The organism is Pseudomonas sp. 11/12A (genome assembly GCF_000800055.1).
Lineage (GTDB): Bacteria > Pseudomonadota > Gammaproteobacteria > Pseudomonadales > Pseudomonadaceae > Aquipseudomonas > Aquipseudomonas mohnii.
The window spans coordinates 341,417-357,464 of sequence record NZ_JUGV01000001.1; the positions used below are offsets into that span (position 1 = coordinate 341,417).

At 61.7% G+C, this 16,048-nt stretch carries 12 protein-coding genes, 1 pseudogene and 1 riboswitch; of the genes and pseudogenes, 4 read left to right on the top strand and 9 right to left on the bottom strand.

What is annotated here, in order from left to right; all coding sequences use genetic code 11:
- Positions 1-4: 4 nt before the first annotated feature.
- A complete protein-coding gene (locus GQ39_RS01630; protein ID WP_047526729.1) occupies positions 5-1,492 on the bottom strand; it encodes a sensor domain-containing diguanylate cyclase in 1,488 nt (495 codons plus the stop codon).
- Positions 1,493-1,880: 388 nt separating this feature from the next.
- Between GQ39_RS01630 and GQ39_RS01635 the strand changes: the two genes are divergently transcribed.
- Positions 1,881-2,843, top strand: coding sequence for an IS110 family transposase (locus GQ39_RS01635; protein WP_047526731.1), 963 nt, complete (start codon positions 1,881-1,883; stop codon positions 2,841-2,843).
- Positions 2,844-2,863: 20 nt separating this feature from the next.
- Here the strand turns inward: GQ39_RS01635 and atzF are convergent, their stop codons facing one another.
- The 7 genes and pseudogenes from atzF to GQ39_RS01670 form a co-directional block, all read right to left on the bottom strand.
- Positions 2,864-4,642 (bottom strand): allophanate hydrolase, encoded by a 1,779-nt coding sequence (atzF, locus tag GQ39_RS01640; protein ID WP_047526732.1) that lies wholly within the window; start codon positions 4,640-4,642, stop codon positions 2,864-2,866.
- A 24-nt stretch (positions 4,643-4,666) separates the two neighbouring features.
- Complete coding sequence (gene uca, locus GQ39_RS01645) at positions 4,667-8,311, bottom strand: urea carboxylase (protein ID WP_047526733.1); 3,645 nt, start codon at positions 8,309-8,311, stop codon at positions 4,667-4,669.
- A 285-nt stretch (positions 8,312-8,596) separates the two neighbouring features.
- Complete coding sequence (locus GQ39_RS01650; RefSeq protein ID WP_047526735.1) at positions 8,597-9,247, bottom strand: urea amidolyase associated protein UAAP2; 651 nt, start codon at positions 9,245-9,247, stop codon at positions 8,597-8,599.
- Positions 9,248-9,258: 11 nt separating this feature from the next.
- Positions 9,259-9,984 carry an urea amidolyase associated protein UAAP1 gene (locus GQ39_RS01655; RefSeq protein ID WP_047526737.1) on the bottom strand — a complete coding sequence of 242 codons (726 nt, stop codon included), beginning with the start codon at positions 9,982-9,984 and terminating at the stop codon, positions 9,259-9,261.
- 13 nt (positions 9,985-9,997) lie between these two features.
- Positions 9,998-10,786, bottom strand: coding sequence for an ABC transporter ATP-binding protein (locus GQ39_RS01660; protein ID WP_047526739.1), 789 nt, complete (start codon positions 10,784-10,786; stop codon positions 9,998-10,000).
- Positions 10,783-11,598 (bottom strand): annotated as a pseudogene (locus tag GQ39_RS01665) (ABC transporter permease). The gene GQ39_RS01660 and the pseudogene GQ39_RS01665 overlap by 4 nt, the downstream one beginning before the upstream one ends.
- Positions 11,599-11,613: 15 nt before the next feature.
- On the bottom strand, positions 11,614-12,681 hold the full coding sequence (locus GQ39_RS01670) for a putative urea ABC transporter substrate-binding protein (protein WP_047526740.1): 1,068 nt from the start codon (positions 12,679-12,681) through the stop codon (positions 11,614-11,616).
- 60 nt (positions 12,682-12,741) lie between these two features.
- Positions 12,742-12,842, bottom strand: a riboswitch (guanidine-I (ykkC/yxkD leader).
- A gap of 277 nt (positions 12,843-13,119) precedes the next feature.
- Between GQ39_RS01670 and GQ39_RS01675 the strand changes: the two genes are divergently transcribed.
- Positions 13,120-13,365 (top strand): hypothetical protein, encoded by a 246-nt coding sequence (locus tag GQ39_RS01675; RefSeq protein WP_047526741.1) that lies wholly within the window; start codon positions 13,120-13,122, stop codon positions 13,363-13,365.
- A gap of 167 nt (positions 13,366-13,532) precedes the next feature.
- Positions 13,533-13,985: a hypothetical protein gene (locus GQ39_RS01680; RefSeq protein ID WP_047526742.1), complete on the top strand. Its 453-nt coding sequence runs from the start codon at positions 13,533-13,535 to the stop codon at positions 13,983-13,985.
- Positions 13,986-14,100: 115 nt separating this feature from the next.
- On the opposite strand, the gene GQ39_RS01685 is transcribed toward GQ39_RS01680, so the two are convergent.
- Entirely contained in the window at positions 14,101-15,213 is a 1,113-nt protein-coding gene (locus GQ39_RS01685; RefSeq protein ID WP_047526743.1) for an enoyl-CoA hydratase/isomerase family protein, read from the bottom strand.
- A gap of 132 nt (positions 15,214-15,345) precedes the next feature.
- Between GQ39_RS01685 and ung the strand changes: the two genes are divergently transcribed.
- Positions 15,346-16,047, top strand: a complete 702-nt coding sequence (ung, locus tag GQ39_RS01690; RefSeq protein ID WP_047526744.1) for a uracil-DNA glycosylase — start codon at positions 15,346-15,348, stop codon at positions 16,045-16,047.
- Position 16,048: the final 1 nt, after the last annotated feature.

Sequence of the window (16,048 nt, forward strand, 5' to 3'; positions counted from 1 at the left end):
GTCGTTAGGCATAGACGGATTGAGGCATTTCCACGCACGTACGGTTGCGGCCGGATTGTTTGGCCCGATACATCGCATGATCGGCCCGCGACAGCAGGGTGTGCAAGGTGTCGTCGACCCGCAGGGTGGTCAGGCCGATGCTGACCGTCACATGCAGGCTACTGCCGTTGTAGGCGTAGCGCTGGTGTGCCACATGCTGGCGGATTTTCTCGGCGATCATCAGACCGGACTCACCGTCGGTGTCCTTGAGCAGCACGATAAACTCTTCGCCGCCCCAGCGGCAGACGATGTCGGATTGGCGCAGGCAGCTCTCCAGGTCCCGTGCGAAGCCGATCAGCACCTGGTCACCGGCCAGGTGGCCGTAGGTGTCGTTCAACACCTTGAAGTGGTCCAGGTCCAGCAGCAACGCGGTCAGCGGTTTGGGTTCGCGCTGGGCTTCCTGCATCGCTTGTGCGGCCAGCAGGTCGAAGCCGCGACGGTTGGGCAATTCGGTCAGGCTGTCGAGGGTGGCCTGGGCCTGGATCTTGTCCTGATAGCGTTTGAGTGCCCGGTTGAGCAGTGCGAGCACGATCAGCGTGACGATCAGGCAGATCAGCAGGTTGAGGTAGAGCGAGCGACGGATGTCACCGAGGTCGCCGTCTTCGAGTTTGTCGACGAACAAATACCAGTTCAGCTCCGGGATGAACCGCACATTGAGAAAATGCCCCTGGCCCGCGCCGGAGTACTCGTAGCTGCCGCTGTGGGGCTTGGGCAACTGGCTGACCAGGTTCTTCATGCTGTCTATTTCACTCAGCGATTGTCCGACCCGGGCGCCTTGTGGGCCACCCTCTGCACCGGTCAGCACCACGCGTCCGAAGGTGTCGACGAAATACACGCTGCGCTGGTAGTGCTGCTGGTACTTGTCGATCAGCTTGATCACCGCATCGACGGTCAGGCCGACACCGGCCGCGCCGATGAACCGGTTGTTGTAGTCGTAGACCTTGTAGTTGATGAAGACGGTCAGGTTGTCTTTGTTGGCCAGGTCGGGATCGACGTTGATCTCGTAGGGATCCTTCATGTCGCGCACACGAAAGTACCAGGCATCGCGGGGCTCGGTCACCTTGACCTGTTTCAGTACGCCCTTGGCGTGGTAGTAGGTCAGGCTGGCGTCGGAGATGAAAAACGCCGTGTAGGCGCCGTAATGGGTCATGACCTCGTTGAGGTAGCGGGTCATCGGCGTGGGGTCGCGTTCGCCGTTGACCACCCAGTCGCGCATGAAGGTGTCGCGGGACATCATCGAGGAAATCAGGATCGGTCGGACCAGGTCTTTCTGGATTTCCGAGTAGACCGTGTCCGAAGTCAGTGGCAATTCAGTGTTGACGATGCTGTCGCGGATTGACGTTCGCGAAGCGTGGTAACTGAGAAACGAAGTGGCCAGGAAGCCGGCGCCCAGCAACGCAATCAGCGTGAGAATCAACGAGCGTTGAGAATACAGCGGCGAGCGAAGCGGCATGACACATTCCGTTGGCGGTAATCCGATGGCAGGCATTCTAATGGCACTGCCGGGAAATAACTGCTCCATGTGTGCCACGAATGGTCGTAAATCTTGCCCGAACCTCGTGGGAGCGAGCTTGCTCGCGATAGCGCCGTATCAGTCGACACCGGTGAAGGGTGTGCTGACGCCATCGCGAGCAAGCTCGCTTGTATGTTTAGACTTGAAGGGGTGGGTGGGACTAAAGCTCGTCATCTGACTCTAGCCAGTACAGACCGTGGGAGACATCGTCCCACCCCTTCACCTAATGCGCCGATAAGGAATGCATCGGCTCGGACCGACGATAGCGACAAGCCAGCGCAACGGTGAACCCCGACAAGTTTCTAAACCCTAGCTCGGAGGGTGGGCCATGACAATCCTTGATTCGCAGGTGGTCGTTGGTGTGGATGTGGCGAAGGATGAGATCGTTGTCTATCGGTGCGACGAAGAGAGCACTTTGATCGTCGCCAATGAACGATCAGCACTGAAAAAGTGGCTTAAGTTATTGCCAGACAACTGTGCACTGGCGCTTGAAGCGACCAACACCTACCACCTCGACACGGCGGAAATCGCTCATGAACTGGGTCATGACGTTTACGTCATTGATGGCAGCCGCCTTAATAAATACCGCGATGGGATAGGTGTCCGGGCAAAAACAGATGCTCTGGACGCGGTCTTGCTGGCGCGTTATTTGGGCAAGGAGTCCGACAAGCTCAGGGTCTGGAGTCCGCCTCCCAAGGCTTACACGCAGCTCAAAAGCTTGCTGCGACGCCGGGCTGAGCTTGTTCGACATCGGGTGGCAATCAAGCAAAGCTGGAGGGACGAACCCTTGCTCGAAGAGGCGCTGGGTGAATACCTGCGCTGTGTAGAGCAGATTGAAAAAGGCATTCAGAAGGCGCTGAAGAACATCGTTAGCGAAGCGGGTATGGACGCTCAGGTAAAACGCTGCCAAGCCGTTGAAGGCATAGGCGTCCTGACGGCCACAGCGGCGGTAACAGCTTTCATGCGCGGAGAGTTTTCCGACAGCGATGGCTTCATCGCCTTCCTGGGAATGGATCCGCGAGTGAGACAATCAGGCAAGAAAGATCAGAAACGCTACTTGTCCAAACGGGGCGATTCGGAGTTCCGGCGCTTATTTCACAACAGCGCAATGGCAGCCAGCCGCTCGCCAACCTGGAGACCGTTCTATCAGCGTTACCTGGACCGAGGCCTCAAAGGTACCCAGGCCTTGGTGATTCTGGCTCGCAAACTGGCCAGAGTGGTGTTTGCCTTGATGAAAAACCAAAGTGAGTACCAACCAAACTCTATGTTTGGGGGTTCCCCCCAAACATAGAATCTCCCACAGGATCACTGTCAGAAGAGGCTTTTCAGATAGGCCCGCCACCCGCCGAAATGGCTGATGTCCACCGCACCCTCCAACCCATAGGCCTCGCAGATAAATCCGCTCTCCCAGCGACCATCCGCCAGTTGTACTTTGCCCAGGCCCAGCGGCGCCGGAATGGCGGTCAGGAACGAGCCCAATTCACTGCTCGGCAATTCCCACACTTCTACGGCAATCGCCACGCCGCCCTCGTTCACCCGAACCATGCCTGGACGAAACGGCGGGCCGCCGGCCAATGCATACAGTTGATAATCAGGCGAACTCTGGGTGGTTTCGACCCGCCGGGCCCCACGACGCTTCAATTGCCAGTTCAGTGCCAGGCCATCAAGGTGCGCCCCGCAGACCACCAGCCGCGCGCGGTCGTTCCGGGCCGCTGTCGTCGGTGCCGGGTCGGTTGAACCTTGCTGGCGCTGCAGGCCAGCCGCCACGCTCAACAGGTACTGGTCGGTGAACGCCCGCCCGAACAGCGTCACGCCCCACGGCAGGCCATTGCTCATGAAACCGCTGGGCACGGCGACGGCGGCGTAATCGAGCAGGTTCATGAAGTTGGTGTAGTAACCGAGTTCCGAGTTGCGCAGCACCGGTTCGGCTTCAAGCTCCGCCCGCGTGACGGGGCGGCCGATGGTCGGTGTGAGCACGCAATCAAGACCTTCCAATGCCTTGTCGCACAGGGCCTTCAACGCTTGCAGCCGATACTGGGCGCGGAAGGTTTGCACCCCGCTGACCGCTGGAGCCTTGGCCAGAACGGCGCGGATCACCGGCAGCACGGCCTCGGGATTCTGCTCCATCAGTTCGCCGGCCACGCTGTAGCGCTCGGCCACCCACGGGCCTTCGTAAAGCAGACGCGCGGCTTCGAGAAAGGGCGACAGATCGAGCTCCACGGCTTCACCGCCCAGGGCCTCGAGTTGCTCGATGGCCTCGGCGAACAACTGCGGCCCTTGCGTACAGCCGAAAAACTCCAGGTCCTGGGATCGTGGCACACCGAAACGCAATGGACGCAGCGTCCCGAAGGCCGAGCCATCATTCCACAACGGGTTACTGCGGCTGTACTCGTCCCGTGGGTCGAGATGCGCAGTGAGCGCCAGCAGTTGGCTGGCTTCCCGTGCGGTGGCGGTAAAAGTGGTCACGCAATCGAGGGTGCGGCAGGCGGGCACCACGCCAGCGGTAGAGATCAGCCCCTTGGTCGCTTTGAGCCCCACCAGATTGTTCAGTGCCGCCGGCACGCGCCCCGATCCCGCCGTGTCGGTGCCCAAGGCAAAGCTCGCCACACCGAGCGCCACGGCCAGCGACGATCCGGCACTGGAGCCACCCGCCGGATACTCCGGCAACACGCTGTTCGGGCATGCGCCGTAAGGCGAACGACTGCCATTGAGGCCGGTGGCGAACTGGTCAAGGTTGGTCTTGCCCAGTGGCACCGCGCCCAGCGCCAGCAGTTGCTCGACGATGGTCGCCGAGCGCTGCGGCACATAAGCGAAAGCCGGGCAGGCCGCCGTGGTCGCAATGCCCGCCAGATCGATGTTGTCCTTGATCGCGAACGGCACGCCGTACAGCGGCAGGCTGTCGATGTCGCGACCGTCGAGGGCGGCGAGGTAGGGTTCCAGTTCTTCCACACTTAGCAAGTGGATGAACAGGTGATAGTCCGGGTTCAGCGCTGCGGCTTTGTCTCGCAGGCTCAGCAGCAGTTGCCGGGGCGTGGTGCTGCCGTCGCGGTAAGCGTTGCGCAGGGCGTCGAGTTGCAGATCGATGTTCATGACGTTGGTCCTTTTCAAATGGGTTCAGTCGAGTTCCAGCACCACGACGCGTTGTCCGGCACGCACCGCCGAACCCGGCTGCACGCGAATCTCCCGCACCACGCCGGCCATCGGCGCGAGCAGCGGGATTTCCATCTTCATCGACTCCAGAATCACCAGCACATCACCGGCCTCGACCCGCGTGCCGGTGTCCACCTGGACCTGCCAGAGGTTGCCGGCGATGTGGCTGTCGACGCTCTGCTGACCGCTGGCCAGCGGTGCGTCTTCGGTGGTTTGCGCGACCAGCTCTTCGCTGTCGAAATGCGCCTGGCCGCTGGCGATCCAGCGTTCGCGCTCGGCATTGAAAGCGCCCTGTTGTTGGCTGCGAAACGCCGCGATGGTTTCGGCTTCCCGGGCCAGAAACGCCTGGTAGTCGGCAAGGTTCAACTGACTGTGTTCGATGTTCAGGTCGAAACGCCCGAGGGGAAAATCCCGACGGATGCGCAGCAGTTCATCGGCACTCACCGGGTAGAAACGGATCTGGTCGAAGAACCGCAGCAGCCACGGTTTGCCGTCGAACGCGGCGACTTCGCGGTAGCGATTCCACATCTGCAGCGTGCGCCCGACGAACTGATATCCGCCGGGGCCTTCCATGCCGTACACGCACATGTAGGCGCCACCGATGCCCACCGAGTTCTCGGCGGTCCAGGTACGGGCCGGGTTGTACTTGGTGGTCACCAGGCGATGGCGCGGATCGAGCGGGGTGGCGACCGGTGCACCGAGGTACACATCGCCCAGGCCCATCACCAGATAGCTGGCATCGAACACCGTGCGCTGCACTTCATCGAGGTTCGGCAGGTCGTTGATGCGCCGGATGAACTCCAGATTGCTCGGGCACCAGGGCGCGTCCTTGCGCACGGTGGTCATGTATTTCTCGATCGCCAACTGGCACGCCGGGTCGTCCCAGGACAGTGGCAGATGGACGATGCGCGACGGCACTTGCAAGTCTTTGGCCGCGCACACGGCGTCCCATTCGCCGGCGACGATACCGAGCAGATCGGCCAGCGGCAGTTGTTCGGGCTGGTAGTGCACTTGCAGCGAGCGGATGCCCGGTGTCAGGTCGATCACGCCGTGCAGGCGTTTGCTTTCCAGTGCCTGCATCAGGGCGTGGGCGCGGAAACGCAGGACCAGGTCCAGTTCCGGCGCACCGATTTCCAGCAGCAGGTGAGTATCACCGGACAGGCGCGCCACCAACTGCGTATCGTCCTGCCCAATGTCCAAAACCACAGGCGACACAACCCCCTGTGGGAGCTGGCTTGCCAGCGATGGGGCCCTGTCAGGCAACATTGATGTATCTGATACACCGCTTTCGCTGGCAAGCTCGCTCCCACATTGATCCCATTTCAACACGAGGTGGCGGGCAGTTTTGATATCGACCGGCACAAACTGCACCTTGTCCCCGGCCTTGAGCTGCCCCAACTGCCACAGATCCGCCTCGATCACCGTCACCGGGCAGACAAACCCGCCCAGGCTCGGGCCGTCCGGACCGAGGATCACCGGCATGTCGCCGGTGAAATCCACGGCGCCGATGGCATACGGATTGTCATGGATGTTGGAGGGATGCAGGCCGGCTTCACCGCCGTCGGCACGCACCCATTCGGGCTTCGGCCCGATCAGTCGCACGCCGGTTCGGCTTGAGTTGAAATGCACTTCCCACTGCGTCGCGAAGAAGGTGCCGATGTAGTTTTCGGTGAAGTATTCCGGGGCACCATGGGGACCGTAGATCACCCGGATCTGCCGCACGGCAGGCAGCTCGCTGATTTGAGTTTCAGGCAGTTGCGCACCGACGCGGCGGTCATTCAACGCCGGTACATGCAACACATCACCCGCCCGCAAGGCGCGACCGCCATGGCCGCCGAACTGGCCGAGGGTGAAGGTGCTTTTGCTGCCCAGATAATCCGGTACTTGCAGGCCACCACGCAGGCACAGGTAGCTGCGCGCGCCGGCCCCGGCCATGGTGCCGAGACTCAAGGCCGCGCCGGCCGGAACCAGGAGCGCCGTATTCATTGGCACCGATTCACCGTTCAGCGTCAGGGGAATCACTGCCCCGGTCACTGCCACCACCGCGTCGCAATTGAAGCGCAACAATGGCCCGCTCATGGTGATTTCCAGGGCTGCCGCACCCTCATCGTTACCGAGCAGACGGTTGCCCAGGCGCAGCGCGCGACTGTCCATCGGCCCCGACGGCGGTACGCCGACTGCCCAATAGCCGAGGCGCCCCGGATAGTCCTGAACGCTGGTCTGGGTACCGGCGCTCAGCACTTCGAAGGTGTTGGCCTGATACACCAGGCCTTCCAGGCAGCGGGTCCATGGCTGGCCGCTGGCGAAGGGCGCATCGAGCAGAATCTGCCGCAGGTAATCGCGGTTGGTCTCCACGCCGTAGAGCAGGCTGTCGCCCAAGGCCTGATGCAGATCGGCGCGGGCCTGTTCGCGTGTCGGTGCCCAGCTGATGACCTTGGCGATCATCGGGTCGAAGTACGGCGGGATCTCGCAACCGGCCTCGACCCAGGTGTCGATGCGCAGTTGGATGCCGTTGGCGGCGGGAAAATTCACAGCCGTCAGCAAGCCAGGACTGGGTTGAAAATCCCGGCCCGGATCTTCCGCATACAAGCGCGCCTGAATCGCATGACCTACCGGCCTTAATCCCTGACGCAAGGCGTGCAGTGGCGGCAAATCACCGGCCGCCAGTTGCACCATCCAGCGCACCAGATCCACACCCCACACCTGTTCGGTAACACCGTGCTCCACCTGCAGGCGGGTGTTCACTTCCAGGAAATAGAAGCGCTGGGCATCGCTGTCGAACACAAACTCGACGGTGCCGGCACTGCGGTAATTCACCGCTTTGGCCAGTTTGATCGCCGCTGCGCAGAGCTCATCGGCCATGCCTTCGGGCAGGTTCGGCGCCGGGGTTTCTTCGAGGACTTTCTGGTTGCGCCGTTGCACCGAGCAATCGCGCACACCGAGGGCAATCACCTCGCCACGGCCATCGCCGAACACCTGCACTTCCAGGTGCCGGGCGCGCTGAATGTACTTCTCGATGAACACGCCAGCATCGCTGAAGTTGTTTTGGCCAAGGCGCTTCACGGCCTCGAAGGATTCGCTCAACTCGGCCGCGCTGCGGCACACGCGCATGCCGATGCCGCCACCGCCGGCGGTGCTTTTGAGCATGACCGGGTAGCCGACCTGCTCGCCAGCGATCAGGGCCGCGTCGAGGCTGTCTAGCAACTCGGTGCCTTCGAGCATCGGCACACCGTGTTGTTTGGCCAGGGCGCGGGCGGTGTGTTTGAGGCCAAACACGCGCAGCTGCTCTGGCGTCGGGCCGATAAACGCAATGCCGGCGCTTTCGCAGGCTTCGGCGAACGCGGCGTTTTCCGACAGAAATCCGTAGCCGGGATGAATCGCCGTGGCGCCAGTGACCTTGGCGATGGCGAGGATTTTGTCGACCGCCAGATAAGTGCCGGAGGCCGCGCCTTCACCGAGGCTGTGGGCTTCATCGGCGTGCAGGATGTGCAGGCTGGCGGCATCGGCTTCGGAGTAAACGGCAACGCCCTGGACTTGCAGGTCGCGCAAGGTACGCAGGATGCGGCAGGCAATGGCGCCACGGTTGGCAATCAGGACTTTTTCGAACATGGCATAACCCCTGAAGGGGATGCGGGCCGTCCCGCAGTTTTCGATAAGCGCCGGGGTCGTCCCCGACGGAAAAATCTTTTTTCTTCAACGCTGACCCCTGTAGGAGCGAGCCTGCTCGCGATGGACGTGAACGATGACGCGTAGCACCAGATGCCCAGCGGTGGCCTCTGGTTTTTCGCGAGCAGGCTCGCTCCTACAGTGGCTGGTGGTGTTCTTTAGGTTTGGTGCACTGCCCCGAACGGGCCTGGGACAGGGCAAACAACCAGCGGCGCAAACGGTTGAGTTTCAGTTCCATACCAGTAGCTCCGCAGGCGTCGGGTTGTAGGCGTTGCACGGGTTGTTCAGTTGCGGGCAGTTGGAGATCAGCACGATCACGTCCATCTCGGCGCGCAGGTCGACGTATTTGCCGGGCGCGGAAATCCCGTCCTCGAAGGTCAGGCCGCCGTCAGCGGTGACCGGCACGTTCATGAAGAAGTTGATGTTCGGCCCGATGTCGCCCTTGCCCAGGCGCCCGTCGTGCACGCAGGCGCGCAGGTAGTTGTCGCGGCAGCTGTGCATGTAGCGCTTTTCCAGGGCGTAACGCACGGTGTTGCTCTCTTGGGCGCAGGCGCCGCCGAGGGTGTCGTGACGGCCGCAGGTGTCGGCGACGAGGGTCAGCATCGGCTTGCCGAGGTTGGAATACAGCACGCTGCCGGTGCTCAGGTAGACGCTGTTCTGCCGACGCAAGGTGCGTTGCACGTCGTAGCGTTCTTTCGGGTTGGCGACGCTGTAGAACAGGGTGTCGACGGCCTGGTTGCCTTCCAGGTCAAGGATGCGCAGGGTCTGTCCAGCCTTGACCTCCATCAGCCAGGGTTCGCCGGCGGGGATGGTGGCGCGGTAGATCGCAGTTTCTGGCTGCCGGTTGGTGGTAGCGGCGGTGGCGATAGCGAGTGACATGGCAGCGATCCTCAGGCGAACAGACGGTCAGTGTTGATGAAGCCGCGCTCGTTTTCCGGGCGCGAGGTGCGGCAGTGTTCGGCGACGCTGGCGTCGGCGTTCATCCAGCTGAGTTTCAGCGGTTTGGGTGCATAGTCCGGCGACGGGTCCATCGGGTGTTGCAGGGCGGTGAGCACCACCAGGGTGTCCATCGGCGCGTACAGCTCGATGTAATCGCCGGCCTTCGAATGGCCTTCGACGAAGTGGAAACGCCCGGCATCGTCGACGTTCACCCGGCTGAACAGATTGAGGGTCATCAGCAAGTCCGACAGGCCCAGCCCCCACTTGCCCAGTTCCACCAGCAGGTTGTCGGTGCCGTTGCGGAAGAAGCCGTTGCGCAGTTCCTGATAGCGGCCGGCGCCATATTTTTGCGCGACTTCTTCAGCGCACAGTACGCCGCCGAGGCTGTCGCTCCAGCCGCAGGTGTCGGCGGTGATGGCGGCCAATACGCGGCCCATGTCCGAGTACAGGCAATGGCCGGTGGTGAGCTTGGCGGTGTGCTGGCATTTGAGGCTGTCGGGCAAGTTCAGGCGTTCGGTTTTTTCATTGGCGTTGAGCAGTGTCAGGCTGACGTTGGCGCCGCCGCGCAGGTCGGTCAGGCGCAGCAGTTGGCCGCGCTTCAAGACGAAGGAACGATGGCCGCCGCCGGGGAGCATTTCTTCGGCGAAGGGCGGGAACAGTTGAGTCGAATCAGTCATTTTCAGATTTCCTCTAAGCGATACGAAGCGTGCCTGCCAGTGGCATCGGCAGGGCGTCGACGGCGGCACGTTGGGCGCGGCGGTCGCTGTTCAAAGGGATGTCGTAGGTGATGCGCGCGCCATAGGCGCCGGGGGCGTGCGGGTCGACGCGGACCTTGTCGAACACCAGCAGGCGCGTGCCGAGGCTGAAGCCTTCGGACAGGTCATGGGTGACCATGAACACCGTCAGTCGGGTCTCGCGCCACAGCTCCAGCAACAAGGCGTGCATGTCTTTGCGGATGCCCGGATCGAGGGCGCCGAAGGGCTCATCGAGCAGCAACACACGCGGCTTCATGACCAACGCCTGAGCGATGGCCAAGCGTTGCTGCATGCCACCGGAAAGCTGCGCCGGGTACTTGTCCAGCGAGTGCCCGAGGCCGACTTTGTGCAGCAGCACCGAAGCCTGTTCACGGGCCTCTTTTTTGGCGCTGCCGAACAAACGCCCAAACAGCGGCGAGCGCGGCAGTTCGAGGCCGAGGGCGACGTTGTCCAGTACGCTCAGGTGCGGGAACACCGAATAGCGCTGAAACACCACGCCACGGCTGGCGTCCGGTTCACCGGCCAGGGGCTGGCCGTCGAGCAGGATCTCGCCGCGACTGGCGCGTTCCTGACCCAGCAACAGGCGCAGGAAGGTCGACTTGCCGCAACCGGACGCGCCGACCAGGGTGCAGAACTCACCCTCATTGATGTTCAGGTTCAGGCCTTCGAGCACCACCTGGTCGGCGTATTGCTGCCAGACGTTTTTCACTGTGATGAAGCTCATTTGGCAGCCCCCTCGTACCAGGGAAACGCGCGACGGGTCAGGTATTTGAGCGCCCAATCCATCAGCCAGGCGAGCAGGGTGATCCACACCACGTAGGGCAGAATCACATCCATGGCCAGGTAGCGGCGCACCAGGAAGATCCGGTAACCGAGGCCGTCGGTGGAGGCGATGGCTTCGGCGGCAATCAGGAACAGCCACGCCGAACCGAGCATCAGCCGCAGCGAGATCAACAGGCGCGGCAGCAACTGCGGTAGCACCACTCGCAGCATCAGGGTCCAGGTCGAGGCGCCGAGGGTCTGGGCCTTGATCAGCAACTCCACGGGAATGTCCCGGGCGCGCTGCTCCAGGTCTCGGGCCAGGGCAGGGGTGATGCCGATCACGATCAGCATCACCTTCGACAATTCCCCCAGGCCGAAGACGATGAACAGGATCGGCAGGATCGCCAGCGGCGGCACCATCGACAGCACCGTCAGCAATGGCGACAGCGGCGCGCCGAACAACGGCAGGGTGCCAGCGGCCATGCCCAGGCACAGCCCGGCCAGCGCGCTGATGCCCAGGCCGATGGCCAGGCGGCGCAGGCTGGAGGCGGTGTCCTGCCACAGTACGTATTCACCGGTGCGGCTGTCGGCGACGAAGGCCAGGCGTTTGACCGCATCGGTCATCTGCACGGCGCTGGGCAGCTACTTGTCGTTGGGGTTGTCCGTCAGCCGCTCGGCCGAGCCCATGAAATAGGCGAACAGCACCAGGGCGAACGGCAGGATCACCAACAACAGGCGACTCGGGCGATCCGGGTGGCGATTGATCAGGCGCATGGCCAAGTCCTCTTCTTACAGCTTGGCGTCGGCGGCCATCTGCACGTAGCTCGGATCGAAGCGCAGCTTGAGGTTGCCCTTGTCGCCGCTGGTCACGCCGTTGGCGAAGGCCATGCCGACCGCGCTGGTGTCCTTGGCGCCTTCACCCAGCAAGCCGTGCTGGAAGGAGAACTCGGCGACCCTGCGCATGGTTTCCGGCAATTGCTTGCTGGTGCTGAACGCCAGGGCTTCTTGAGGCGTGGCGAACAACTTGGTGGTGTCCAGCTGAGCCTGGAAACCGGCCAGGTCAGTGCCCGAGGCTTTGGCCATGTGTTCCAGCGCGCTTTTGCTCGCGGCGTTTTTCGCGTTCATCAGTTCGACGACTTCGAACCAGGCGCCGGTCAGGGCTTTGCCCAGGGCCGGGTTGTCTTTGAGGGTCTGGGAGTTGACCACCATCATGTCCATGATTTCGCCGGGGATCTGGCTGGAGTTGAACACTTCGGTCACCGCAGGCTTGGCCTTGATGTCCGAGAGCATCGGGTTCCAGGTGGTCACGGCATTGACCTGATCGGTGTTGAAGGCCGCCGAGATATCGGCGTCAGAGGTGTTGACCACTTTCAGATCTTTCTCGGTGAGGTCCACCGAATCCAGGGCACGGGCCAGCAGGTAATGGGACACCGACAGTTCGACGAGGTTGACGTCCATGCCCTTGAGGTCGGCGACTTTCTTGCCTTCGCCCTTGAGCACGATGCCGTCATTGCCGTTGGAGAAGTCGCTGACGATCAGCGCGGTGCTGTCGACGCCACCGGCGGCGGGAATGGTCAGCGCATCCATGTTGGTCATGGTGCAACCGTCGAACTGGCCGGCGGTGTATTGGTTGATCGATTCGACATAGTCATTGAGCTGCACCACATCGATCTTGATGCCGTACTTCTTCGCCCATTTGTCGACGATGCCTTGGCTGCCGGCGTATTCCCAGGGCATCCAGCCGGCATAGATGGTCCAGCAGACGCTGAAGTGGTCTTTCTGCGCAGCTTGGGAAGAGAGGCTCACGAGGGCGGCGAAGGCGGCGGCGAGCAAGGCGGGTAAACGAAGCTGGGACATGGTGGTTCTCCAGTTGGTCAAGGACGGACAGGAAGGCAGCGGCACCGCGAACGGTGGCTTGTCTCCCGGGCTTTTGTCCCGCCGTGTAACCTCAACTGGAGGTCGCCAACTCTCGGACCAGTCACTCGCGATTGCGAGCCGGAACCCTAGTCAGCCATTGCAAATTGTGGTGCCGCGAACCTGTAGTGACTCCTGCACGCTGTTGTTAAAGCGAGAGCCGTGCCAAGTCGCTTGAAGCGCTCTGGAATGGGGCTCAGGCGTGAGGTGCGTGGGCCGGCAGTGGGAAGGGCTGCCTTGTGATGGTGCGTGCGCGCACCGCAATGGGACGTGCCGGCCACTGATCCGAAGGCCGGCAGGGCACTGCACTCGGACGCGGATTGCGAGTCAAAACAGGTGTCAGTCGGTTTGTCCCGACGGCGGGTCTTTCAGGAGGCCGCCATGTTTCGTCGTGTGTTGCTGGTCGTTGTGCTCGGTCTGGGGCTTTGCGGCTGTTATTACTACGCCGGCCCCTACGAGGTGTATCCCGCGCCTTATTACTATCCTGGCTACGCGCCTTATTCCTACTATTACGGCCCCGGTTACTACTACGCAGGCCCACGTTTCTATGGTGGCTATCGCTATTACTATTGGGGCGGGCATGGGGCGCGTTATTACCGCGGCGGATACCACGCAGGTCACCATTAATCAGCGGCTGAATAGATGAAAAACCTTTCACCGGCGAGATGTTTCAAGTTGTTACTAGATCGCACCAGATCCGGAATTTGATGTCAGATGTTTCGACAGTCACCGAATCATCGACTGTCGCCTGCCAGCGTCGCTGGTGTGGCTCACCCGCGGTCCAGGAGGCCGCCATGCTCTATCAAAAAAAGCTGCGCCGAATTCTACTGATTGCAGTGTTGGGATTGTCCGTGGGTGGATGCGTGGCTTATCCCGATGGAGGAGCCGGTTACTACAGTTCCGAGGTCTATAGCTCGCCAGCACCGACCTATTACGCCGGCGGCAGTTCCTATTATTCCAATGGCGGTGGTTACTATTCGCCACCGGCACGGTATTACGCCCCGCCTGCGCGGTACTACCAGCCAACCCCGCGCTATTACTCGCAACCGCGGATCTATCAACCGGCTCCGCGGTACTACCAGCCGTCGCGGGCCGACTACCGGGCGTATCAGAATCGCGGCTGGGACGGCCGTAACCGCGGCAATTGGGACAATGATCACCGTGGTGGCGGCCGCAACCACAATCACGACGACCGAGGCGACCATAACGGTCGGGGCAATCACGACGGCCGGGGTGACCACCGTTAATCCGGCGGCTTAAACGAAATTCCCTGTAGGAGCGAGCCTGCTCGCGATGGAGGATCAGTCGCCACCGCGGTGACAGACCCACCATCGCGAGCAAGCTCGCCCCCCACAGTTTTGTTTAATACTCCGACAAATCCGCCAACGGATGGCGACCCTCCCAAACCTTGTGGAAATGCGCCTCCACCACGGCCTTCGGTACGTTGTTGATATCGGGCCAGTGCCAGTGAGGCTTTTGATCCTTGTCGATCAACCGTGCACGCACGCCTTCGCTGAATTCCGGATGCCGACAGCAATTGAGGCTCAGGGTGTATTCCATCTGGAAGACTTGAGCCAGTGACATATGCCGCGCACGGATGATTTGTTCCCATACCAGGTGCGCAGTCAGCGGCGAACCTTCGCTCAGGGTCCGCGCCGCGCGGCTGAGCAGCAGATCCGAGTGATCGCGCAGCGTGCTGATGGCCTTCCAGGCGCACCCCACATCACTAACATCCAACAGCTCATCGATACGCTGGCGCCGCGGCAACCATTGGGCTTCGGGCATCTTCGCAACGGCTTGCTGCTGCAAGGCCTTGAGCAGGCTGTTGAGCTGCCTCGGCGTCTGTTCCTGCCAGTTCAATTGCAACAAGCCTTCGATCAGTGCCTCTTGCTGTTCATCGAGCAGGAAACGGTCGGCCAGGTCCAGATCGATCGCATCACGCGCGTTCATGTGGGCGCCGGTCAGGCCAAGGAACAAGCCGAGCTTGCCGGGCAGGCGTGACAGGAACCAACTGGCTCCGACATCCGGGTACAGGCCAATACTGATCTCCGGCATCGCCAGGCGACTGCTTGGCGTGACAATGCGAATGCTCGCCCCTTGCAGCAGGCCCATGCCGCCGCCAAGCACATAGCCATGGCCCCAGCAGATCAAGGGTTTGGGGTAGGTGTGCAGGCTGAAGTCCAGGCGATACTCCGCGGCAAAGAACTGCGCGGCCAGGGGTGGCACTTCGCCGGGATGGGCGCGACAGGCTTCGACCAGGCTGCGCACTTCGCCGCCGGCGCAAAAAGCCTTGGCGCCGTTACCGCGCAACAATACGCAGACGATTTGCGGCTCGTTGGCCCAGGCGTCCAGTTGAACGCGCAAGGCCTTGATCATCGGCAAGGACAGGGCGTTCAGCGACTTTTCGGCATCCAGGCTGGCGATACCGATGCGCGCGCCGTCGGTGCCGGTGAGTTCTTCGAAGTGCAGATTCATCGTGACCTCGATCGGGAATTTGAGGGTTAAGTATGATCGTTGTGTGGGAAAGTGCCGGATCTGCGTCAGATCAATTGACAAGCGTGGTGGGCCTTCTTAGGGTTCGCCCCATTGTTTTTACCGGATATGACCATGACTGCTGACGACCGTATCAAACTCGAACCGAGCTGGAAGGAGGCGCTGCGTGCTGAGTTCGACCAGCCCTACATGGCGGAGTTGCGAAAATTCCTGCAAGAGGAGCGGGCGGCCGGCAAGGAAATCTATCCACCGGGCCCGATGATTTTCAACGCGCTCAACTCGACGCCGTTGGACAAGGTCAAGGTCGTCATCCTCGGCCAGGACCCCTACCACGGTCCGGGCCAGGCGCACGGTTTGTGCTTTTCGGTGCAACCGGGTGTCCCGGCGCCGCCATCGCTGGTGAACATCTATAAAGAGTTGAAGCGTGACCTGAACATCGACATCCCCAACCACGGCTATCTGCAGAGCTGGGCCGATCAGGGCGTGTTGATGCTCAACACCACCATGACGGTCGAGCGCGCCAATGCCAATGCGCACAAGGACAAGGGCTGGCAGTTTTTTACCGACCGGATCATTGAAGTCGTCAGCCAGCAGCAGCCGCATCTGGTGTTCATGCTGTGGGGCGCCCATGCCCAGAGCAAGCAGAAGCTGATCGATGCGACCAAGCATTTGGTCCTGACGTCGGTACACCCGTCACCGTTGTCGGCTTATCGTGGCTTCCTCGGGTGCGGGCACTTCAGTCGGACCAACAAGTTCCTGGAACAGAACGGCGAGACGCCGATCGAGTGGCGTCTGCCGCCGGTTCAGGAAGGCTGAG

Coding starts and splice junctions, on each gene's coding strand:
- GQ39_RS01630 (WP_047526729.1), bottom strand. CDS start 1,492: ATGCCGCTTCGCTCGCCGCTGTATTCTCAACGCTCGTTGATTCTCACG.
- GQ39_RS01635 (WP_047526731.1), top strand. CDS start 1,881: ATGACAATCCTTGATTCGCAGGTGGTCGTTGGTGTGGATGTGGCGAAG.
- atzF (WP_047526732.1), bottom strand. CDS start 4,642: ATGAACATCGATCTGCAACTCGACGCCCTGCGCAACGCTTACCGCGAC.
- uca (WP_047526733.1), bottom strand. CDS start 8,311: ATGTTCGAAAAAGTCCTGATTGCCAACCGTGGCGCCATTGCCTGCCGC.
- GQ39_RS01650 (WP_047526735.1), bottom strand. CDS start 9,247: ATGTCACTCGCTATCGCCACCGCCGCTACCACCAACCGGCAGCCAGAA.
- GQ39_RS01655 (WP_047526737.1), bottom strand. CDS start 9,984: ATGACTGATTCGACTCAACTGTTCCCGCCCTTCGCCGAAGAAATGCTC.
- GQ39_RS01660 (WP_047526739.1), bottom strand. CDS start 10,786: ATGAGCTTCATCACAGTGAAAAACGTCTGGCAGCAATACGCCGACCAG.
- GQ39_RS01670 (WP_047526740.1), bottom strand. CDS start 12,681: ATGTCCCAGCTTCGTTTACCCGCCTTGCTCGCCGCCGCCTTCGCCGCC.
- GQ39_RS01675 (WP_047526741.1), top strand. CDS start 13,120: ATGTTTCGTCGTGTGTTGCTGGTCGTTGTGCTCGGTCTGGGGCTTTGC.
- GQ39_RS01680 (WP_047526742.1), top strand. CDS start 13,533: ATGCTCTATCAAAAAAAGCTGCGCCGAATTCTACTGATTGCAGTGTTG.
- GQ39_RS01685 (WP_047526743.1), bottom strand. CDS start 15,213: ATGAATCTGCACTTCGAAGAACTCACCGGCACCGACGGCGCGCGCATC.
- ung (WP_047526744.1), top strand. CDS start 15,346: ATGACTGCTGACGACCGTATCAAACTCGAACCGAGCTGGAAGGAGGCG.